This window comes from Streptomyces sp. NBC_01716 (assembly GCF_036248275.1).
Taxonomy (GTDB): Bacteria; Actinomycetota; Actinomycetes; order Streptomycetales; family Streptomycetaceae; genus Streptomyces.
Map to the genome: position 1 here is coordinate 1 of NZ_CP109181.1, position 22,591 is coordinate 22,591.

Annotated in this window: 11 protein-coding genes and 2 pseudogenes; 11 read left to right on the plus strand and 2 right to left on the minus strand. The window is 68.1% G+C overall.

Going from position 1 to position 22,591, the window contains the following annotated elements; genetic code table 11:
* Positions 1-351: 351 nt before the first annotated feature.
* On the plus strand, positions 352-816 hold the full coding sequence (locus OIE74_RS00005; RefSeq protein ID WP_329377011.1) for a hypothetical protein: 465 nt from the start codon (positions 352-354) through the stop codon (positions 814-816).
* Positions 817-947: 131 nt separating this feature from the next.
* Here OIE74_RS00005 and OIE74_RS00010 read toward each other — a convergent pair whose 3' ends face one another.
* The gene (locus tag OIE74_RS00010) at positions 948-3,386 is read right to left on the minus strand and encodes a DEAD/DEAH box helicase (RefSeq protein ID WP_329377012.1); all 2,439 of its coding nucleotides are present in this window, start codon (positions 3,384-3,386) and stop codon (positions 948-950) included.
* Between the two features lie 728 nt (positions 3,387-4,114).
* Between OIE74_RS00010 and OIE74_RS00015 the strand changes: the two genes are divergently transcribed.
* The 5 genes and pseudogenes from OIE74_RS00015 (at position 4,115) to OIE74_RS00035 (ending at position 11,966) form a co-directional block, all read left to right on the plus strand.
* Positions 4,115-4,426, plus strand: a complete 312-nt coding sequence (locus OIE74_RS00015; RefSeq protein ID WP_329377014.1) for a hypothetical protein — start codon at positions 4,115-4,117, stop codon at positions 4,424-4,426.
* Positions 4,427-4,435: 9 nt separating this feature from the next.
* Entirely contained in the window at positions 4,436-4,864 is a 429-nt protein-coding gene (locus OIE74_RS00020) for a helix-turn-helix domain-containing protein (RefSeq protein ID WP_329377016.1), read from the plus strand.
* Positions 4,846-5,861, plus strand: a pseudogene (locus OIE74_RS00025) (IS5 family transposase). The gene OIE74_RS00020 and the pseudogene OIE74_RS00025 overlap by 19 nt, the downstream one beginning before the upstream one ends.
* Before the next feature lie 28 nt (positions 5,862-5,889).
* A complete protein-coding gene (locus tag OIE74_RS00030) occupies positions 5,890-6,621 on the plus strand; it encodes a hypothetical protein (RefSeq protein ID WP_329377018.1) in 732 nt (243 codons plus the stop codon).
* Between the two features lie 326 nt (positions 6,622-6,947).
* Positions 6,948-11,966 carry a hypothetical protein gene (locus tag OIE74_RS00035; RefSeq protein WP_329377020.1) on the plus strand — a complete coding sequence of 1,673 codons (5,019 nt, stop codon included), beginning with the start codon at positions 6,948-6,950 and terminating at the stop codon, positions 11,964-11,966.
* A 115-nt stretch (positions 11,967-12,081) separates the two neighbouring features.
* On the opposite strand, the gene OIE74_RS00040 is transcribed toward OIE74_RS00035, so the two are convergent.
* Complete coding sequence (locus OIE74_RS00040; protein WP_329377022.1) at positions 12,082-13,299, minus strand: VWA domain-containing protein; 1,218 nt, start codon at positions 13,297-13,299, stop codon at positions 12,082-12,084.
* Between the two features lie 339 nt (positions 13,300-13,638).
* On the opposite strand from OIE74_RS00040, the pseudogene OIE74_RS00045 reads away from it, so the two are divergent.
* From OIE74_RS00045 to OIE74_RS00065, 5 genes and pseudogenes are all read left to right on the plus strand, one after another.
* A pseudogene (locus OIE74_RS00045) lies at positions 13,639-14,653 on the plus strand (IS5 family transposase).
* A gap of 813 nt (positions 14,654-15,466) precedes the next feature.
* Positions 15,467-17,098, plus strand: a complete 1,632-nt coding sequence (locus OIE74_RS00050; RefSeq protein ID WP_329377023.1) for a hypothetical protein — start codon at positions 15,467-15,469, stop codon at positions 17,096-17,098.
* A gap of 10 nt (positions 17,099-17,108) precedes the next feature.
* Positions 17,109-17,504 carry a hypothetical protein gene (locus tag OIE74_RS00055; protein ID WP_329377024.1) on the plus strand — a complete coding sequence of 132 codons (396 nt, stop codon included), beginning with the start codon at positions 17,109-17,111 and terminating at the stop codon, positions 17,502-17,504.
* A 394-nt stretch (positions 17,505-17,898) separates the two neighbouring features.
* Positions 17,899-18,225 carry a CU044_2847 family protein gene (locus OIE74_RS00060; RefSeq protein WP_329377025.1) on the plus strand — a complete coding sequence of 109 codons (327 nt, stop codon included), beginning with the start codon at positions 17,899-17,901 and terminating at the stop codon, positions 18,223-18,225.
* 47 nt (positions 18,226-18,272) lie between these two features.
* Positions 18,273-22,514, plus strand: a complete 4,242-nt coding sequence (locus tag OIE74_RS00065) for an nSTAND1 domain-containing NTPase (protein ID WP_329377026.1) — start codon at positions 18,273-18,275, stop codon at positions 22,512-22,514.
* Positions 22,515-22,591 lie beyond the last annotated feature (77 nt).

Sequence of the window (22,591 nt, forward strand, 5' to 3'; positions counted from 1 at the left end):
CCAACACGCTGCGCGTGTTGAAGTGCAACCGAGCCGCGTTGCGGCTCGGGGCTCGGCAAGCCGAGCCAGTTCTCTCCGCTTCGCTCCAAGAACTTGAGTGAACAGTTCCGCGTTGCGGACTGCCGGCAGTGCAACCGAGCCGCGTTGCGGCTCGGGGCTCGGCAAGCCGAGCCAGTTCTCTCCGCTTCGCTCCAAGAACTTGAGTGAACAGTTCCGCGTTGCGGACTGCCGGCAGTGCAACCGAGCCGCGTTGCGGCTCGGGGCTCGGCAAGCCGAGCCAGTTCTCTCCGCTTCGCTCCAAGAACCAAAAACGGCTGGCTAGAAGCCTCGTTCGGCTGAAGGCGTTACGGCATGCTTCTCTTCATGACTTCATCTGTGAGAACGATCCGCTTACGGTTGGCGGACTTTGCGGTGGACCCGAACGATCCGGATGTCATGCGTCGGGTACTGGAGGTTCAGGCTGATGTGCTGACTTTCGCGGATGGGGAACTGCGGTTGTGGCTTGACGGGACCGAGGTGTACAGCTCTCTTCTGGGTTCGGTGGTGGCGATCGAGTTTCCTCGGGAAACCGTAGCTTCTTCCTCTAAAACCTACTCTGTTGATGAGGTCCGGAGGCGGCACGGGAAGGCATATCAACGATGGACGCCGGAAGATGAGCAGTTGCTGCTGCAGCTTCACGCTGCGGGCGAGGAGGTCGAGGGGCTCGCTCAGCGTTTTGATCGTCAACCTAGCGCCATTCGCGCTCGATTGGTGAGGTTGGGGGCCTTGGCGGAGGGGGGTACGCCGGTGCGACAGGCGGACTCGCCCCCCTTCTAGCAACGGGGCGTGGTGTTCTTGGGGGCGTGGCTATCTGTGCTTCCTTATGAAAAAGTTTTGGTGAATTCGGATCTGGGCGTGTTGCCATCGATCTCTATGTAAGACGCGAATAGTGCCCCGGGAGCTCTCAGCTACACCGGGACAGCCGGTACGGCGTCCTCAGTTGTCCAGTCGCCATCGAAGAGCGTGGCGACCAGGAGAGTGTGGTTGTCCGGGAGTTGGCCCGCGCGATGCTTGGTGCGGGTTTTGGCGAGCCAGGCGCCGATCCTGACCGTGTCGTCGTCGACGCGGATCGTCTCGCGGGCGGCGGGGGCGCGGCCTTCGCGGTGGAGGAAGAGTTCGAGGAGTTGCACGGTCTGTTCGAAGGTGCGGCGGGGGCGGCCAGTAGAGGTGAGGGGGTTGCCGGCCGGGGTGAGGCCGAGGGAGGCCAGCAGGTGTTGCTGGCCGGGGTGGAGGGTGTGCCAGGTGGTGAGCTGGCGGTGCAGCCAGGAGCCGATCTTTACTCCGGCCAGGAGGGTGTCGTGGGTGAGCGTGGCGGGGTCTGTGCCGTTGGTGAGGTGGGTGCGCAGCAGGTGGTATTTGCGGTGCCAGTCCGGGCCGTAGGGCAGGCGCCAGTGGGCATCGAGGGCGGTCAGGTCGTCGGCGCGGGCGGGGTCTAGGGCGTTCTTGGTGGCGAGGTGGCGTTGTTCGGCGAGCCATGCGCCGGTGGGGGTGGTGGCGGGGGCGGCGAGGTGGCCGTGGGTTTGGTGGTAGTCGGCGGCCGCGGTGAGGCGGGCGCGCCAGGCGGCCTGGTGTTTGTCCCAGATCATGCCCAGGGTGTCGAGTTCGGCGGTGAGGTCGGGGTCGAGGCGGCCGGTGTGGTGGGCGTCGCGCATGGTGGTGATGAAGCGGCCGAGTTCGTAGCCGACGGTGTCCACGTGGTCGGTGGGGACGTCGAGATGGCCGTAGTGGTCGTGGAATGCCTGGGCTGCGGTCAGGCCTTCGCGGCGGGAGCGTGAGAGGGGGCCGCGGGGGTTGAAGGAGATGAGGTCCATGGCGCGGGCGATACGTTCGGGGTGGACGGTGAAGTCGAAGTGCCACCGGTGCCCGATGAGCCGGCTGGTTTCCGCAGGCAGGCGGTTGGCTTTGTTCGGGAGGCGTTCGAGGATGCGGTGGTCGTGGCTGGCCAGGGCGGTGGTGATCGCCCATACCGGCTCGTACGCGGTGCCCAGGATGTCTTCGGAGTCCGCGCCTGGGGGGATGTAGACGGGGACGATGAGGCTTGCGGTCTTGCCGGACACGTCCAGGCGTAGTGCCCGGCCCAGGCCCTGGACGCAGCGGATGACGCTGCTGGTGGGGTCGGCGAAGACGACCGCGTCGACGGACGGGATGTCGACGCCTTCGGCGATCACCTTCGCGTTCGTCAGGATCGCGCGGGGTGAGGCGGCGAAGTCGGTGAAGATCTGGGCGCGTTGGTCGGGGGTGTGGTCGCCGTGGACGAAGAACACTGTCGGCTGCAGGCCGGGGAACGCCCGGGGGTCTGCCCGGCGCAGCCGGCGCAGGGTGTGGCCGAGCTCGCGGGTGAACCGTCTCGCGTCTTCGACGAGGTGGAAGAAGACGAGCACGCGGCGCAGTTCGTGGTCGGACATGGCCTTCAGGACGGCCAGGTGCAGGGCGGTCGTCCGCAGCGCGTCGTGGGTATCGGCGATGTCGGTGCTCGTACCGGGGGCGGTGGTGTTGAGGCGGGTGCGCAGCTCGGTGTCGGTGATGGTGGGCACCACGATGCGGTAGTCCGCCGCGACGCCGTCCTCGATCGCCTGGGCGAGGGGGTACTCGAAGATCTTCTTTCCGTAGACGGCCTCGTTGTCCATGGAGTTGAGCGACACGTCCATGCCGGGCTCAAGCGTGCGTCGGCGGGGCCGGGGGCGGCCGGTGTCTGCGGACTCGACAAGGTCCGGTGCGGCGAAACTCCGGGGGGTGGCCGTCATGTAGAGGCGGCGGTCCGCACGGATCCGGGCGGTGTCGTTGACTGCGGCCCATTTCTTGTCCGCCCGGCCGGCGATCCGGTGCGCCTCGTCCATGACCGCGAGGTCGAACGGCGGCACACGGTAGCGGGTGTGCTGGGTGCCCTCGATCTTGTCGAGGGAGTCGTACGTACAGATCACCGTCAACGCGGGCAGTTGGTCCTCCCCCTCCCCCACCACCGACATCAGGGCGGCAAGCGAGCGGGAGTCGCTGGTGGAGCCGACCCGGCGTGCGGCAAGCGCGCCGTGCGCGGAGGCGTCCATCGAGGACACGATCACCATGTGCCCGGTGTGCCCGTCACGCCGCCAGGCGAGCGCGGTCTGCGCGGCCAGATCCAGGGTGGGCACGACGACCAGTACTAGGCGTGCCTGCAGCGCGTCCGCGACGCGGATCGAAACCAGCGTCTTGCCCGTACCCGTCGCGGAAACGAACAGGGCCCGGGTATACGGGCGCCGCAAATGCCGCACTGCCGCTTTCAGTCCACGCTCCTGGCCCGGGCGCAGCTCAGGCTTCCGGAACGGGCGGACAGAGGGGGCGTCGACCGGCGTAACCATGCCGCTCATCATGACGCAGAGGCAGGTGGGATATGTGGGGCTGTGGCGTGGGCTGCGTCTGGTCCCAGGGCGGGTCTGCAGTCCGCTTGCGCTGCCTGGCGTCTTGTTCGGGCGGGTTCGGCAAACCGGCCAGACTGATCACCCTCTGTCGAGCCGTCGAGGCCGTGATCCGTTGGTGGAGGTGGGTCGGCGCCAGCCCGGGCCCGGCGCCGACCGGGCAGGCAGGCAAGGGGCCCGGAAGCAGGTCAAGCCGACACCGGGTGTGGTGTCGGCTTGACGTGTCGGCGGACGCGGTCCAACGCGCCTGCCGGGCATCCTGAAGCGGTGCGGGTTTGCGACCAGTAGCCGTCAGGAGGACACCGGCGGCTCGCCGTCGGTGTCGTGCTGGGACCACCGTCTTCCTGAAGGGGTCCAGGCCGCAAGTCGGCAGGAACAAACGGTGGGCCACCGCGGGCGCGGAAGACGCGGAAGACATCGGTGGCATGCTGGAGTTCGGGGGGTGGCCGGGTGACGGATCCGGTGGCGGGGCGGGGAACACCAACGGGGCCAGAATTTCACATAACAGACAAAAGCCGCACGGGGACGGGGCGGAGGACTGCGGGGCGTGGAAGGGTATGTCGAGCGCAGCCCGCCGTGTGTGGCAGGTCCAACTGCCGTAAGGGCTGCGCGACTTTGCGACCAGTAGCCCTGGGCCCCGGCGCCTCGCCGGCGGCCCCCGTCAGGACGGAGTCCTGCGCACCATGAGCGATCTCTCCTCCCTCCCCGGCCCGGCCGAACCGGCAACGGCCTGCCCCTGTGTCCCCGGCGCCGCCGAACCGGACGGTGACTCAGGGCGGTTCGGGTCCACGCACGCGCTGATCCTGCTGATCGCCGTCCTGGGACTGGGCAGCACCCTGTTCCTCGTCGGCACCCCGTTGGAGACCGTCTTCGCGCTGCTGGGCGGCTGCGGAGCGATCGGCGCCGCCACCCTGGCCGCGGCCCGGGGCGGCCGGCGGCTGGTGACCGTCATCGTCGAGACCGCCGTGCGGTCTTCCACGGCCGCAGGCAAGTAGGCGCCCGCCATGACCCGTTCATCCGCCGTCGGCACCCCGGACCGTTCCTTCGCCGACCTCGCCGAGCACCTGATCGCCCTGCGCCGGGCCGCGCGGTTGCCTCAGCGTGCCCTCGCCGAGGCTGCCAACGTCTCCCGCGGCGCCGTCCAGCGCGCCGAGTCCGGCACCGCGGCGCCCTCCCCGGCCGTCCTCGACGCCTACGTGCGTGCCTGCGCAGGTACCCCGGCCGACCAGGCCCGGGCACGTCTCCTGCGCAACCGTGGCCGCACCGCACAGCGCGGCCGCCTCCGCCACCTCAAGGCGCCGGCCCCCGCCCTCATCCACAACGAGGGCGACCTCGGCGCTGCCCTAGGAGCTGTTCGAAGTTCGGATCTTGCGAGGTTCAATGGTGTGCTGGCCTGGGCTGGTAGAACTCCTGCGTGGCGCGTTTTGATGTGACGGATCCCGAGTGGGAGTTGATCGAGGGACGTCTGCCGGTGGCGGCGACGGGTCCGCTGCCTCGACGGGTGCGGGACCAGTTCAACGGCGTGCTGTGGAGGTTTCGCACCGGCAGCGGCTGGCGTGATGTCCCGGAACGCTACGGGCCCTGGTCCACGGTGTATTCACGGTTCAGAGCCTGGTCGAAGGCCGGGGTGTTCCAAGCGCTGATGGACGGTCTGATCGCCGAGGCTGCTGCACGCGGGCAGGTCGGGCTGGAACTGGTCAGTGTGGATTCCACGGTCGTGCGGGCCCATCACGAATCGGCAGGTCTGGCGATCGCCGGGGAGACCCTGGACGCACTCGAACAGGCACTGACCGAGGAAAAGGGGGTTCCGCTGCCGGAACAGGGACCGGTCCTGCGGGTGATGCGCCACCGCCGGTATCCGGCGCGGGCGACTCGCAGGAGGGCCGGGAGCGGTCCGCGGCACGGCGCCGTCGCCGGGCACGGGCGGAGGCGGCCGGGCTCGGCAGGTCCAGAGGCGGGCTGAGCAGCAAGGTCCACGCCGCGGTCGACGCGGCGGGACTGCCACTGGTGCTCGTGCTGACCCCGGGCCAGGCGGCGGACTGCCCGCAGTTCCAGGTGGTGCTCGGCCGGATCCGCGTCGCAGGCCCCAGGGGCCGCCCGCGCACCCGGCCCGGGGCGGTGGCCGCCGACAAGGCCTACTCGTCCAAGGCCAACCGCGCCTACCTGCGCAGACGCGGGATCACCGCAGTCATCCCGGAAAAGAACGACCAAGCTGCCAACCGCCGGAAGAAGGGCTCGGCCGGCGGCCGGCCCGTCGTCTTCGACGCGCACCGCTACAAGCAGCGCAACACTGTGGAGCGCTGCTTCCAGAAGATCAAGACCTGGCGTGGGCTCGCCACCCGCTATGACAAGTCCCCCGAGAGCTACGAGGCAGGACTTCACCTCCGGGGATCGCTCATGTGGCTGAAGCAGCTCACCTCAACTACATGATCCGAACCCCAAACAGCCCCTAGCAGTCGTGTACGAACGGGCCGGCGCGCCCTCGCCGAGCGACAGCCGCCTCGCCCCCGGTCGGCGGCCGCTGCCGCGCACCACGGCGTGGCGGATCGTGGAGCGCAAGAAACTGCCGCCCACCGCCGAGCAGTTGGTGACGTTCCTGACCCTGTGCGGCATCGGCCCCGACGCACAGCGCCCGTACATCGATGCCTACCACCGCATCACCACCCACCGCACCCGCCCCGAGCCCCCGTCCGCCCGGCGTCCCCCCGACCACCTCGCCCGTCTCGTCCGCCTCGGCCTCGACGAACTAGCGTCGGCCCGGCCCGTCCCCGACCACCTCGTCCGTGACGAACTGCCGCTCGACATCGACACGTTCAACCTTCCCCACCCCTATCCCCGGTTCCTCCAGAAGCTGCCGCGGGACGAGATCACGACCGCCGTCGCCGTCGCTACCGCCTTCCTGGCCTCGAGAGAAGCCCGGCGTAACGGGTCCACCTTCGATCGAGCGCTCCGTGTCGAAAACCCCTCCTCCGGCCCCTCCGAAATCAGCATCATGCCCCTCGCAGGCGGCCGTTCCGCAGGAGAGCTCTACGCAATCAAGTACTCGCCCCTGCCTGACACCTTCCGGGACGACAAGACCGACCTCATCACGCGCAACGCCGACGGCAGCACAACGATCTACGAGGCCAAGAGCCACCACCGTCCCACTCCGCCCCCGCCTCCGGCTCGGGATGCCGGACACGCCGCCTGACCCCCAGAAAAGGTACTGACTCTCGCCCCAAGTGGCCTGCTCAATCTCGACAGCAGAAGCCAACGCTTCTCACACCAGACCCTGACGATGCACGTCAGGGCCTGGGTTCGGCCAGTGTCGTATATACCCACCCGGCCGCTGATGACGGCGCCGTGAGCGCTCCATGGCCTCCCGCACGACGGACGCTCTATGGTCCCGGGCCGCAGTGGCGGTGCCCGCACCTGTCTGGTACCCCAGCAGTGGAACAACCTCGTGTGTCAGTCCGGCCCTCTACGCTGGAACCTGATGCGGGCGGTGTGGGCCAGCAGAACGGTCAGAGGACGGCAGTGACGGAAAACGACAGCAGGGCACACAACTGGCAGAGCATCCGGGAATGGGACGGAAGCCAGCATCGCGCCTTTGAAGAACTGTGCTTCCAGCTCCGCACGCCAGCGCCTCCGGGCTGGGAGACGATCAAGACAGCCGCCCCGGACGGCGGTGTCGAATGGTACGACCAGGCCCCCGACGGCAGTGCCGCGCACGGGTACCAGGTCAAGTTCGTCCACCGCATCGAAGACCTGATCCCCCAGGCGAAGAAGAGCGCCAAGACAGTCGGCGAGAACATCGCCCACCGGAAGATCGTCCGGCTTGAGTTCCTCACGCCCTTCGACCTCTCCGATCCCACTCCTTTCACCCCGAGCGGCACGCCGCGTACCGGCGCACGAAAGCGGTGGAACAACAACGTCGTCAAGTGGAACAATGAACTGCCTGGTCTCGCCGGTGTCGACATCCGCTATGTCGGTGGTGGCGAATTGCTGGAACGCCTGACCCGGCCCGGTAATGAGGGACGCCAATGGTTCTTCTTCGAAAAGCGTGCGCTGGGCACGGAGTGGTTACGGGAACAGGTCACGCTCGCTGAGCGTCTGGCTGATTCGCGGTACACCCCGGAACATCATGTGACGTTGCCGCTGGCCCAGGTGGCGGACGCGTGCGCCCTGCCGCAGGAATTCCTCCGGCAGAGTGTTCAGCGGGCCCGGGACCTGCAGTCCACTTTTGAGACAGCCCTCTCCGAGATGACGTGGTGGCATGACCGCTACCCTGCGCCGGACAGCAGCCCGGCGCACGAAGCGCTGTCGCGGTGGGTGCAGTTGTGGACACGTCCGCTGCGGGAGGGCGCGGACAGCTTGGTCCAAGACCTGACTGCGGCATCCGCGAGCTCCGGTTTCCCCGCCGAGCAGACAGCCGCTGTGGCTGAGGACATGCTTGACCGGCTGGGCGAATTCAGGGGCCTGGCCGACCAGTTCGCCGGAGAACCGACCGAAAGTGGTGATGCTTCGGCGCCGCCTCTCTCGCAGCCGGGCATGGGCCACGCACAGACTGCATCCGAGAGTCTGGAATCTTTACGCGAGGGAGCTCTCGCACGTGCCCGCAACGCCTGCGAGCGGGTGCTGAACCTGATGCAGAGCAGCGCTGCCCGGGCAGCGGAAAAGGGAGCGTGGCTGCTCCTGGGGGAAGCCGGGCAGGGCAAGACACATCTGCTGGTCGATGCCGCACAAAGGGCCGTGGACAAAGACCGGCCGGCGCTGGTCGTGTTCGGGCAAGAGCTGAGCGGCCACAGCCCTTTGAGCGAGATCGCGCGGAGACGCGGACTGGGCCCCCTCCCCGAGCGGGATTTCCTCCAGGCGATGGACGCCGCGGGCGCGGCCAGCGGCAGCCGCTTCCTGCTGATCATCGATGCCCTCAATGACTCCGCCGACGCGGGGCGCTGGAAGAGCGAACTGCTCGCTCTCCAGGGGCATCTGGCCGGATACCGGCACATCGCTCTGGTGGTGTCCTGCCGCTCGACCTTCAGATCTCTGGTGGTACCTGACCGTTTCGACGGGCCTACTTCGGTGCACTCTGGCTTCGCAGGCCGGGAGATGGAAGGCCTCGAGAGTTACCTTCGGGGCAATCAGGCTGCTCTTCCCAACACCCCCCTGCTCGCCTCGGTCTTCACCAGCCCGCTCTTCGTGAAGCTGTACGCGGACAGCCTGAACAAGAGCCGGGACAGGGGATCGGGTGGCCGTCCGCGGGACCGCAGCGCGGTGTTCGACGCCTATGTCGATCACCGGGCGGAGACCATCTGTTCCCGGCTCGGGCTGGACCCCATCGAGCGGCCCGTGCACCGTGCGGTGGACGCCCTTGCCACACGCATGGCCGCCGAACGGCTTTCCGTGCTTCCCCGCGGTGAGGCCCGCGATCTTGCGGACGCCTGCGCGCCTGCAGCCACGACGTGGCCGGACACCATGCTCGGGGAACTCCTCGCTCAGGGCATCGTGTCCCACGAGCGGACCTACAGGGCGGAGGAAGAAGTCGGTATCGGTTTCCCCTATCAGGCGTTCGGCGACGACCGCGTCGTGCGGTCGGTCCTCGCTGCCCACCAGGACGAGATCAAGTCGCTCCGTCAGGGCCAAAACCTGGCCGCCGACTCCTCCTTGCGAAACTGGCTGTGTCAGGCCGCACCCAACTATCAAGAAGCCGCGTCGATTCTCCTGCCCGAGCAGACCGGCACGGAACTCATCGACCTCCTTGCCTCCCCTCCTCGGCCCGCGACGGAGACCACCGAGCCCGACGACCGGGCGGACACGCAGCGCTACCTCCTGGCCCGTAGTTTCCTGGAAACGCTTCCCCTCCGCAGCACACGAAGCGTCACCGAACGCACCATCGCACTCCTCAACGAGTCAGCGGCCCGTCACGGGCGTACCTCCGACGTGCTGGAGGCTGTCCTGGCGGTCGCCGCGGAGCCAGGGCATCTGCTGAACGCCGACCGTCTCCACCAGGTACTGGCGAGAAGAACACGGCCCGAACGCGACGCCTGGTGGGGTGTTGAGACCTACACGATGCTGTGGGACGTCACCGCGCTGCACCGGCTGCTGCGCTGGGCCGAGCAGTACCCCACCCCGCAGGATCTCCACCCCTCGTCCCGTCCGGCCCAGCCCCGGCTCGGGGACCGGACACGCCGGCCCGTGACTGCTCCCGCACCCAGCAACGAGGAAGTCGTCCGGCTGGCGGCCACGACACTGATCTGGACCCTCACGTCCTCCAACCGGTTCCTCCGGGACCGTGCAACCAAAGCCCTCGTGCAACTGCTCCTGGGGCACGGGGACGTGCTGGTGTCCCTCCTGGACAGATTCCTGCACGAGGACGCCGGGAAGGTGGACGATTCCTACCTCTTCGAGCGCCTGGTGTGGGTCGCGTACGGGGTCGTGGCCCGCCGTGGCGAGGGCGAGGGGCGGCGAGGCCTCCTGAAGCAGGTCGCGCAGCGGATCATTGAATATGTCTACGGAGACACCGGTTCGCCAGCGCATGCCTCGAGGAACGCGTTGCTGTGCGATGCGGCTACCCGCATCGTGACCATGGCGCACGGCGCGGGTGCCGTCACCGACGACGAAGCAGGGGTGGTCAGGCACCCGCATCCCTGCCCGGACATCGGGCAGGCCCCGGCGGAAGACGATCTCGACAACCTCTTCCCGCGGCGCGAGCGGGACCAGCCCCAGTGGGGCTCGATTCGCTCCTCCCTGTCAACACTGGGAGACTTCGCGGACTACGAAGTGCGGTCGGCCGTCAACCATTTCAGCATGCTGCCTCTGGCGTCCGGCTATCCCCAGCGGCCATCGTGGCAGCGCCGCGACGATCCTGTCGTGGTGGACACCGCCCGCATCCCCGCCTTCGCAGAGAGCCTCCCCGAGTCGGTCCGGTCTGCCCTGAGTTCACCGGCCGCTGTCACGCAGCTCCTCACCGGGTGGAAGGGGCGGCAGGTCCTCGACCGCGATCAGTACGCGCTGCTGCACGACTGCAGGGCGCCACCCGCCGACGACGAACGCCTCGCCGATACCCGGGTGGACGCAGAGTGGGCCGCGCGGTGGGTTCTCGCCCGCGTCGCCGATCTTGGATGGTCACCGGAGCTCTTCGCCGAGTTCGACACCTTCCGTGGACGCATGCCCAGCTCAAGGCAGTCCCACAAAGGCGAACGGATCGGCAAGAAGTACCAGTGGATGGCCCTCCACGAGCTGGTGGAGAGACTGGCGAACCACCGTCACCCCCACCGGGCCTTCGAAGACGACGACACCGAGTACCCCGGCGCGGCACGGCTGTCCCTGCTCGACATCGATCCCTCTCTTCCGCCGGCCCGGCACCCGTTCGACGCCGACGACGACGCAAGCGACCCCAGAGAAGCGGACAACGCAACCTTTCCGCCCTCCGATCCTTCACACCCTCTCGCTCCGCCCGTCCCGGTACTGCCTGACAACGACGGTATCGACGAGTGGATCATCCGTCCGAACAACCTGCCCGACCTCGGAGAACTGGGCATCCGGGCCGACGATCAGGGCAGGGAGTGGATCGTCCTCCACGAACAGGCCATGGATGATCACGACGGTCGCGGCTGGAACATCACCCGCGGACAGGCAGAGCAGTGGCACCGCATCCACAGCTGGATCGTTGCCGACGGCCAGTCCGCCAGCCTGCTCACATGGCTTAAAGGCCGGTCTCTGATGAACCGGCTGATGCCCGAGGACCCCGAACGCCGCAGCCTCCTCTTCGCCGACTTCCCCACTGTGCCCGGCCCCTGGACCGACCCGGAACCCGACACCTGGCACGTGCGTACATTCCTGTACCCGGACCAGGGACCGAGCCACGACGGCCCGGACAGCGTGGATGGTCCAGACGATGACACCGACCCGGCCACGCCGGAGCCGGCACCCGCACCGGCCGTTGCCTCCGGGCCTATCGATGCCTTCACCATCTGGAGGAACAAGAGAGAGAAGACGCAGTCCGAGTCACTCCTCGACCTCGCGGAGCAATGGGCGGACGGCCCCGTCGACGATGGGGACAGCTGGCTGGAGCGCACCCTCGACGCACAGCCGCAGGCCCGGATCGACCGCGCCACGGACGCCGCCGGACAACCCGTCACAGCTGTCCCGACCGCCCAGACCTACAACTGGGGTGCACAGAGCTCCGACTGCTCCCTCGACGCACCCGTATCCGTGACGCTGCTCAATGACCCGCTCCTGAGAGACAGCGGACTCCAACGGGACCCCGACCGCCCCCGCTGGTACGACACCGACGGGCGGCTCCAGGTGCAGTACCTGTCCTGGGAGCGCCCAACCGGTGCGGCCCACAGTCTCCTTGTCTCCCGGCAGTGGCTGGAGCAGCGGCTCCAACGAAGCGGGCGCTGCCTGGTCCAAGGGGTGCTCGGCGAACGGCAGACCATCACACCCGAACACCCGCGTATCTGGAGAGAGTTCAGCCAGACGGCAGGCCACACGGCAGAAGGGCGACGGGCAGCGGGAACAGTTGTCACCGTGCTCAGGAGGAGCTTCAGATAGCGGGACCAGCACTTAAGCGGGATGTCACTTCCGTCTGCGGCAAGCCCTCCTTGGGCGAAGCGTCATGTTCCGATGCTGTGGCGGATCCCAAGCAGGAGGCCGCCGCAGACCTGACCTAAGGGTTCATCCAGCGGCCGAACGCGTCGACCAGACCGGCGTAGAACTCTTCGCCGGGAACGGATCCCGGGTTTCGGCTCGCATCGTAGAAGGCGACGTTGGTGAACGCAGCCGAGGCGGAGGCGTTCAGGTTCTTGTAGAAGGCGAGTTTGCCACGACCAAACCCGACGAACAGCCAGAAGACCCCAAGGGTGGCGGTGTTCTGCAGAAGGGACCGCACCTGAGCCTTGTCCCATGGTTCGTCACCGACCTGAACGACCACGAAGGCGGGGTCGGAGGCTCCGGACTCCTGGTAGTGGCTGACTGTCCGGCGCATGGCATCGGCCACGTTCCCCCATCCCCAGTCGACTTGCGTGTGGAGCTGCCCGATGCGGCCGCGGTAGTTGTCCAGCCGGATCTCTTCAAGGAACGGCTCCTCACCGCTGGAGAAGATCACTGGGACTGTGCCGTCGTCGTCCAGGTTGGCCGACAGCGCGAGCACCCGCTCCGCGAATGCCTGAACGGCGAACGACTCGTACATCTCCTCCATGTGCCAGTCGTGATCAAGGATCAGATAGACCGCCGCCCGCTTTCCCGTCAGGCCCCTGTGGACCAAGGCCTTCCCGGCCTGCCGGGCCGGCTCCATGAGGGCCGGAGCCTGGCTCTGCACCTTGGACAAATCCACTGCGGCATCCGCAGCGGCGGGCCGGGTCTGGGCAGGAACCGATACCGCGCTCGGCGCGGTACCGGGGTCGTCAATGTCGACGCCGTAGTCGGTGGCCAGCCCTGCGAGCCCGGACGCGTAGCCCTGGCCCACCGCGCGGACTTTCCAGGCGTCGCCTCGTCGATAAAGCTCGGCAAGGACCACTACAGTCTCCCCGGCAGTGAAGTCCGGCGCGCTGAAGTCCCTGCCGGGCAAGCCGGACTGCGTGATGGTCAGACGCGGCGCGGTGGTGAACACCGACGCGGGCTGCTGCGGGTCGGCACTGGCAACCACCACGACCGTGGCCACGCTGGTCGGAAGCCGGTCCAGATCCGCAGTGATGCTGCGCCCCGTCAGGGTCACCCCGTCGTGCGCGGGATGGTTGAAAAAGACCAGGTCATCGTCACTGCGGACCTTGCCCCCTGCGCCCAGAAGCAGAGCTGAGACATCAGCAGCAACCCCTGTAGAAACAACGGTGAAAGTGACCGGTCCTGCTGCCAGCGAAGCGTTCTGGCCCTTGAGCAACGTAGTCACAGACGCTCCATTTGGTCGACGAAGTACATTTGACGATTCTTCCCCTACGCCCCATTCCGCCGCAGCCGAACCCGCAGGTACTCGACATCTGAACAGGTGCGACCGACCAAGCCAGGGCCAGATCTTGATGCGCCTGCTACACACCAGCCCCCTCCCGGAGGACGAAGTCGTCAGGGTGCTGGAGGAGACGCGCGAACTTGCAAAGGCTCTCGCTCTCGCCCCTGGCAACGTTCAGGACCAGGCTCGAAGGCAAGCAGCGGGCCTCCCCCTAGGAGCTGTTCGAAGTTCGGATCTTGCGAGGTTCAATGGTGTGCTGGCCTGGGCTGGTAGAACTCCTGCGTGGCGCGTTTTGATGTGACGGATCCCGAGTGGGAGTTGATCGAGGGACGTCTGCCGGTGGCGGCGACGGGTCCGCTGCCTCGACGGGTGCGGGACCAGTTCAACGGCGTGCTGTGGAGGTTTCGCACCGGCAGCGGCTGGCGTGATGTCCCGGAACGCTACGGGCCCTGGTCCACGGTGTATTCACGGTTCAGAGCCTGGTCGAAGGCCGGGGTGTTCCAAGCGCTGATGGACGGTCTGATCGCCGAGGCTGCTGCACGCGGGCAGGTCGGGCTGGAACTGGTCAGTGTGGATTCCACGGTCGTGCGGGCCCATCACGAATCGGCAGGTCTGGCGATCGCCGGGGAGACCCTGGACGCACTCGAACAGGCACTGACCGAGGAAAAGGGGTTCCGCTGCCGGAACAGGGACCGGTCCTGCGGGTGATGCGCCACCGCCGGTATCCGGCGCGGGCGACTCGCAGGAGGGCCGGGAGCGGTCCGCGGCACGGCGCCGTCGCCGGGCACGGGCGGAGGCGGCCGGGCTCGGCAGGTCCAGAGGCGGGCTGAGCAGCAAGGTCCACGCCGCGGTCGACGCGGCGGGACTGCCACTGGTGCTCGTGCTGACCCCGGGCCAGGCGGCGGACTGCCCGCAGTTCCAGGTGGTGCTCGGCCGGATCCGCGTCGCAGGCCCCAGGGGCCGCCCGCGCACCCGGCCCGGGGCGGTGGCCGCCGACAAGGCCTACTCGTCCAAGGCCAACCGCGCCTACCTGCGCAGACGCGGGATCACCGCAGTCATCCCGGAAAAGAACGACCAAGCTGCCAACCGCCGGAAGAAGGGCTCGGCCGGCGGCCGGCCCGTCGTCTTCGACGCGCACCGCTACAAGCAGCGCAACACTGTGGAGCGCTGCTTCCAGAAGATCAAGACCTGGCGTGGGCTCGCCACCCGCTATGACAAGTCCCCCGAGAGCTACGAGGCAGGACTTCACCTCCGGGGATCGCTCATGTGGCTGAAGCAGCTCACCTCAACTACATGATCCGAACCCCAAACAGCTCCTAGACAGCGCACTCGCCCTGCAGCAGACCTTCACTGGCGCGCGCCGCACTTGGCAATCTCACGAATGACACCTTTGCACGCGCGGTCGACGCGACTCTCACCGATCAGGACAAGTACCTTCGCAACGCTGTCTACATCCATGGTTGGGCGCGCGCTCTCACGGGATCGCGACGCAACTCTGACCAAGCCGCGTCTGGGGACCACTCCCGCACCGTCATCCGGGTTTCTTCGCCCCTCTCATTCCTCTCCCTCGCGAAGAGCGCCCAGACTCTATCTGCCTCTCTGCCGGACATCTGCAGGCTTGTCGGCGCCGTGGAGGCAGCACATCTCCAAGTCGCTGCTCTGACGTTGGCAGCATCGGCACAGCACCCCCTGAACCAACCCGCCCTCGCCGCCTTATACCGGACTGTGGGCGCAGGGCTGAACGTCCTACTCGAACGATCAGACGGCAGAGCCACACCGTCCGAAACGATCGTCCTGGTCCGCTCATAACCTCAAGCTCCTCCGCTGCGGCCTCGTGGCGGGAGACTTCTTCGCCATCTTCTTCGCTGAGCTCTTCTCGCGTGTCGGCAAGGCATGCACCGCCGCGTCTTCACCGTGGAACTGGGAGCCGTCCGGACCGCTCGCTCCTGCGTGGGACATCAGTGACTGAACGCGCCAGGGGAGGGTTCCGGCCATTATTCCCGAAAGGAACAAGATCCTATGGTTTGCGCCCTGGCCGCTGTCGTCACGTGCGGGCAGGATCGCTCTCTCACGTTCTGTTCAGGGTCGGACAGAGCGAGATACCGGGGGCATGAAAGTGGAATCCGTCGATCATCGATCAGTCTTTTCAGTACCGGCCGTCCCTGTGGGAGTCTCGCCTGCCGCTTCGGCGGAGCAGACGGCCTACACCGAGGGAATCACCCGAAAGCTGTGCTCGGCCGCCTATGCCCGCCCCGATCGGCTGGCGGGCCTGCACGCCGGCTGGTCGGCGAAGAAGAAGGCGGTCAAAGCCGCAGTGCGAAGCAAGCTTCGCCTGCGAGGGCCGGAGGCTGGTTCTGGGGGCCCGGCGGGCAGTGACCGGCGGCCGCCTTCGGTGGTGACGGGTGAGGAGTTCGCTCTGTGGGTGCGGCGGCGGATCAAGGGGGCTGCGCGGCCTGGTCCAGTTTTCGGTTTCAACCAGCAGCCGGTTGTGCACGCCTGTGGTGAGGCAGTGCGGCAGTCACGGTGGCGCCGGAGCTGCCTGGTTCTTCTGCTGGTCCTTGCCGGCTGGGCAGGTTGGAGTGGCCTGCTGTCGGCGGCCTGGGCGACAGGCGTGGCGGGGATGGGTGTGTGGCTCATCTGTGCGGTTGACCGTTTGGTTGCGCAGCAGCGGATGAATGCGCTGCTGGCCGGGGATCTGTTGCCTGGTCCGTCGGCTGAGCAGGTTCCGGTGCTGCCTTACATCCGTGAGATGCGTAATACGGGCCCGCGGTATCGCTTCGTGGGAGCGGGCCTGCAGTCATGGCCTGCGGCGGTCATCGGTATCGATGTCGAGCCGGCGCCACCCGGGCAGGATGATCGCGACCAGCCGGCTCCTGCCGGGGTGCCGGGGGTCCCGTCGACAGCCGGGGACATGGCCGCCGCTGTGCTCGCTGCTCTGGGCAAGCACAGCGGACAGGGAGATCCCCGTAAGCCGTTGAAGCATTTCGGGGTTGCTGACCTGCACGCGCATGTCGCGGCGAAACTGAAGGATCCGGCGCCCGCTCACTCCCGCAGCCACCCGGTGCCGCGGACGGAGATTCTGGGCATCGCGGGAGTGGCCGCGAACCGCTGGGACACTCTGGACACAGCGGCCTGGGAAGCAATGCACGCTCTGGCGGCGGGGGACCGCGCCACGACCCGGCTTCCGGGCGCCGACATCGCCCGCCGCTACATCTGGGCCAGAATCACCGGCTGGAGCGGCGAGTTGATCGTGTCCGTCCTGGTGCGCTTCGAATATCAAGGCGGCTTCCTGCGGGTCGTGGTTCTGCCGCACATCATGGCGCCGCTGAACCCAGCAGTCGCAGGGCTTACGGCGGCCGATGTCAGGACTCCGGCCTGGATAGGCAGGACGCTGCTCAACTCTCTCGGAGACATCGCCGCAGGAATCAACCGGATCGTCCGTCGCACACCGCGGCAGGTGCCCGAACTGGACACCGGCAGCGGCCCCGTCAGCCTGCGCGAGGTCTACAGCCTGCGCTGGATCGACGACATGCACATGTACGACGATGCCCGCTACTACGTGCAGATGATGCAGCGCCGCGTCTTCGACTCCACCGAGATCTTCCTGCGCGACCACAACGTCGACATCGCCGCCTACCAGCAACAGGCCTCGGCCATCTACAACTTCGGTGTCATGAACGGCGGCACCATGACCGGCCCCGTCCAGGCCGCCCCGTTCTCCCAAGACCCCACCATGAACTAGGAGAGCCTTCATGAGCCGCCGTACCCCCTCCCCCGATCCCACACCCCCCGGCGTCAACTACGGAGTCATCAACTCCGGAACCATGGGCCCCACCCAGGCCGCGGCCTTCTCCCACAACGCCACCCAGCACAACCACATCCACTCCCCCGCCACAGAGAAAGCCCACGAGAGCATCCAGGACCTGCGCACCACACTGGAACAGCTGCGCGGACAGCACCAGGACGCCGAGCTCGCTCTGCGCATCCTCGACGAGATCAGCCCCCGCCTCGACGCACCTGAGAACGACGCCGGATTCCTCCGCATGATGCTCACCAACCTGCTCGACAAATGCGGAGGCATTCCCGGCGTCCTCGCGTCCGCCCAGCTCGTGCAGTCCACCGTCATGGCCCTCCTGCCCGCCGCGTGAAACGCCCCCGCATGGTCCGCCACCAGCTCGTCAAGGGCGGAGCGTCCCCGGACGACCCCACGCTGACCGGCTACCGGCAGAACCCGCCGCGCGATTACGGGCTGGCGCAGTTGGACGCCCCACTCCCAGTTCGAAGACGCGGTGCGGAGACTGATGCGCCGTGGCTGTTGCCCGAACCCTGTCCTTGGCGGGGGCGGCCGGGATCTGGGCGCCGATATGAAAGCTACCGACCCTTGCGGTCGCGCTGGGTGATCCGGCGCAAACACGGGTGTAACGGCCTCAACGCCAGGAAAGGTGCCCTGCCGGAGATCGCAGCTACCATGACGGGCCGGGAAGATCCGTACAACTGCCTTACTTTGCAAGTGGCTTGATGGAGCAGCAGAGAGGTCGCCGCGTGTACCTGAGTGTCCCCTTCGAAGACGGTGAGGTCTTCGTCGTCGAGTTGTCTGACGAGCAGGGTTCCGGGGTGATCCGGGCGAGTCGCGGTGACGGACTCTTCGAGACGTCCGCCGACACGTTCGAGTCGGGTATGGCCCGGGTGCAGCGGGTGGCCGCGACGATGCTGGAGCGGCTGGCGGATCTCCCGCGCAAACCTGATCACGTCCGTGCGGAGTTCGGACTGCGGGTGACGGCGGAGGCGGGCCTGGTCGTGGCGAAGGGATCCGGGGACGCGCACATCAAGCTGGAGCTGGAGTGGGGCCGCTCCGAGGGCGGCGCGTGACACCGGCAGGCGAGCCGGACTTTGCTTGGGAGCGCGGGACGGCCCGAGTGCTTCATGACGGCCGTCCGGTCGGGGTGGCGTTCCTGATCCCCGACCGGCTGCTGCTTACGTGTGCCCACGTCGTCGCCTCCACCGCAGGTCTCCCGGACGACGAACCGCTGCCGGACCTTCTTCCGGTCACGCTCGACTTCCCGTTGCTGCCCGGGCGTCCCAAGGTCACGGCCTCCGTGCGCTTCAGTGTTCCCGTGGCCGGTGACAGCAGCGGTGATGTCGCCGTCCTGCAGTTGGACGGCGAGCCCCCGCCGGGTTCGGTGCCCCTGCGGATCGTGGAGGCGGAGGACCTGGCGGGGCACCGCTGGCGGGCTTTCGGGTTCCCGAAGTACCCGGGACGAGGTGGCAGCAAGGACGCCGGGATCTGGACCCGTGGCACCGTCGAGGGCCGCGAGGGTACCGGCTGGTGGCAGCTGACCTGCGACGAAGAGGCACCGTTCCCGCTGGCAGGCGGCTTCAGCGGGGCGCCGGTGTGGGACGAGGAATACGGCGGTGTCATCGGTATCGTCGTCGCCGTCGAGGGGGACCAGAGGCGCCGGACCGGCTACGCCCTCACCGTGGAGTCCCTCACCCGGGAGTGGCCCGAACTGCGCAGAAGGCTGCTGGCGGACAGCCCGTACCGCGAACTGCTGCCGTTCACCGAGCACGACCGCGCAGTCTTCCACGGCCGCACGAACGAGACGCAGCACCTGGTCGAACTCCTCGATCAGCAGCAGGTACCTGTCCTTCCTGTGTTCGGATCCTCCGGCGTCGGCAAGTCCTCGCTGGTCGGCGCCGGCCTGCTCGGGCACCTCGACAGCGACCGGTACGTGATCGCCCGCTTGCCCCACGGGCTGCGTCTCACCGCCGAGGAGCTGCTGGCCTGGGCTCTTGCCTCGGCGGGAGATGCGGACACCATGCAGGCGGGCTGGCACGACCGCTGGTTGGCGCTGGCCCGGCAGCTCACCGGCGAGCAGGGCATCCGTACCGCGGTGGAGCAGACACTGGCCCGCCACGGCGGACGGTCCCGGCTGGTGCTGGTGGTCGACCAGTTCGAAACGCTGCTCGCGGACGCGCCCGACACCGCCCGCCGGCTGGACGCCATGCTCGGGGTTCTGACGGCTCGCCGCATGGACGGCAGCCGTCCCGCCCAGGCCGTGGTCGTCACCCGGATCGACTTCCTCCGGCAGATCGAGCAGCTCCCCCACCTCTGTACGGCGTGGGACGCCACCCCGGTGGTGGTACAGCCGATGATGCGGACGCAGCTGCGAGAGGCGATCACCTGCCCGCTGGAGGGGCATGCGGGGGTCCGGTTCGCCGACGGCCTGGTCGAGCAGTTGCTGCGGGACACCCCACCCGGCCCGGCCGCGCTGCCGATGCTGGAGTACGCCCTGAGCCAACTGTGGGAGCGACAGGAACGCGGGTGGCTGACCACCACCGCGTACCAGGAACTCGGTGGCGTGGAGGGGGCCCTGGCGGGAGAAGCGGAACACAGTCTGTGGGACTGGGCGGACGAGGCCGAGCAGCAGGCGCTGGAGCGGATCTTCATCCAACTCGTACGTCCCGGCGAGCAGCTGGACGCCGGAGAGCGCGGCCCGGACACCCGCCGGGTAGCCGCACGTACCCAGTTCTCCGCAGGCGACTGGGCATTGATCCACCGGCTTGCCAGCACGCGGCTGGTCGTGGTGACGCGCCGCCCGACGGGGCGGGACACTGCTGAGCTCGCGCATCAGGCACTGGTGGAGAAGTGGGAGCGGCTGCAACGCTGGGTCGAGGAGAACCGGGAGTTCCGCAGCTGGCAGGAAGGGCTGCGCCGTTCCCTGCGGGCCTGGCAGGAGCAGGGCCGTCCGCAGGAACTGACCCTGGGCAAGGAGCAGATCGCAGAGGCGCGGCGGTGGATCGGCGCACGCGTCACCGAAATACCCGACGAGGAGGCCGAGTTCGTCGAGGCCAGTGCCCAGGTCCAGCAGCGTCTCGCCCGTTGGCGCCGCCGGCGCCGCGCGGGCTTCGCCGTACTCACCGCACTTGTCCTCGTTGCGGCGGGCCTGGCCACCCTCAACGCCCACAGCAGCAACGAGCAGCGGGCCCTGGCCGCCTCTCGGAGCCTGACGGAGCAGAGCCGGCAGCAGGCCAACACCGACCCAGCCCTGGCGGCTCGCCTCGCCCTTGCAGCTCAGCGCGTCTCCCCGACTCCGGAGACTCGCGCCCAGCTCCTGTCCACGGTTTCCTCACCCTTACGGGCCACGCTCATGGGACACACGGCAGAGGTAAGGTCGGTCGCCTTCAGCCCGGACGGCAAGACCCTCGCGACCAGCGGAAACGACGGCACGGCACGACTGTGGGACATGGCAGGGCGCCGGCAGCTGGCTTCACTCGACGGCCACAGCAGCCAGGTGCACACGGCGGCGTTCAGCCCCGACGGCAGGACTCTCGTCACCAGCCACGGCGGGAAGGTGCGGCTGTGGGACGCCCACACGCGAAAGCAGACCGCTGCCTTGACCGGCGTCCGGAGCCCGGCGGTCTTCAGCCCGGACGGAGACACAATCGCCACCAGCGGCCAGAAGGGCAAAGTCCTGCTCTGGGACGCCCGTACCCATCAGAAAATCGACGAACTCCAGGCCCACCGCAACGACGACGGCTGGCCCTCCCTCCTCGCATTCAGCCCCGACGGCAGGACCCTTGCCGTCACCGTTACCGGCTACGGCACCAGCGACAGCGACAAGTCTGCGGTGCAGCTCTGGGACGTACGGGAGAAGCGCCGCACCGCCACGCTGAAGGGCCACACGGGTTTTGTCCAGTCGCTGGCGTTCAGCCAGGACGGCAAAACGCTGGCCACGGGGGCGAGCGACGCCACGACGCGCCTGTGGGACGTGCGCAGCCACCGCCCGCTGGCCACGCTCACCGGACACAGCGGCACCGTGTTCGCCCTGGCCTTCAGCCCGGACGGCCGGACCCTGGCAAGCGGAGGCCAGGACCGCTCCATACGGCTGTGGGACGTGCGGGAGCGCACGGCCGTGACCGTACTGAGCAGCCATACCGGGTCTGTGGACGCACTCGCGTTCAGCCCGGACGGCGCAATGCTGGCCAGCGGGGCCGGGGATGCCACGGTCCGGCTGTGGGACATGGAGGTCGGGCAGCCGCGCGCTACCTTCGCAGGGCCAGGCGGTTCGGGAAGCCCGGCGGCCTACAGCTCGAACGGGAAAGTCCTCGCGACCGGTGACGGCGACGGGAGCGTGGACCTGCACGACGCCCGTACGCGGCGCACGCTGGGCCGCCTGACCGGGCACGTAGGCAAGGTGAGCTCGGTACGGTTCAGCCCGGATGGGCGGTTCGTCGCCGCGAGCAGCCATGACAGTCCGGCGGTCCTGCTGTGGGACGTACGCACCCGCCGCCTGCTCGTTTCTCTAGACGGCCACCGCAGCCCTGTGCAGTCCGTGCGCTTCAGCCCTGATGGCCATACCCTCGCCACCAGCAGTTACATCGACGGGACGACCCGCCTGTGGAGTGTACGGACCCATAGGCAGTTGGCGGCCTTCGCCGGCGGGGCCGGCTGGATGACCTTCAGCCCGGACGGCAGGATCTTCGTGACCGGCGGCTTCCAGTCCTCTTCCGTACAGCTGTGGGACGCACGGACCCACCGTCGCCTCGGCACCCTCGACACGGTCACCAAAATGGTCAGCTCCGTAGCCTTCAGCCCGGACGGCAGCACCCTGGCAACAGCGGGCTGGGACGGCAAACTGCGGCTGTGGGACGTGCAGCACCGCCGCCTCACGGCAACGCTCACGGGCCACACCGACTCCGCGCAGTCGGTGGCCTTCACCCCGGACGGGAAAACCCTCGCCAGCAGCGGCCGGGACGCCACGGCGAGACTGTGGGATGTACGCACCCACCGCCGCCTCGCCACCCTCAGCGGCCACACCGGCACCATCTGGTCGGCCGTCGTCAGCCCGGACGGCAAGACCCTGGCAACTACCGGCGACGACCGGGCAGTACGCCTGTGGGACCTTCGGACCTACAGGCAACTGGCCCTGCTCACCGGCCACACCGGCGTCCTGCGCTCGGCCCTCTTCGCTCCGGACGGGAACACCCTCACCACCAGCAGCGACGACGGGACCGTACGGCTGTGGGACACCGACGCCTTCAATGACCTCGCCACCCTCACCGACAAGGCCTGCGCGATCGCGGGCCGGTCCCTGACCGAACGGGAATGGCACCGCTACATCCCCGACAAGATCGCATACCACCGGATCTGCCCCTGACCCGTGACCGGAGCCATGACAAGGTTCCGCACGATGCCCCGCCCCTGGCCAGAAACGAGTCACTGAACCCGCTCCGG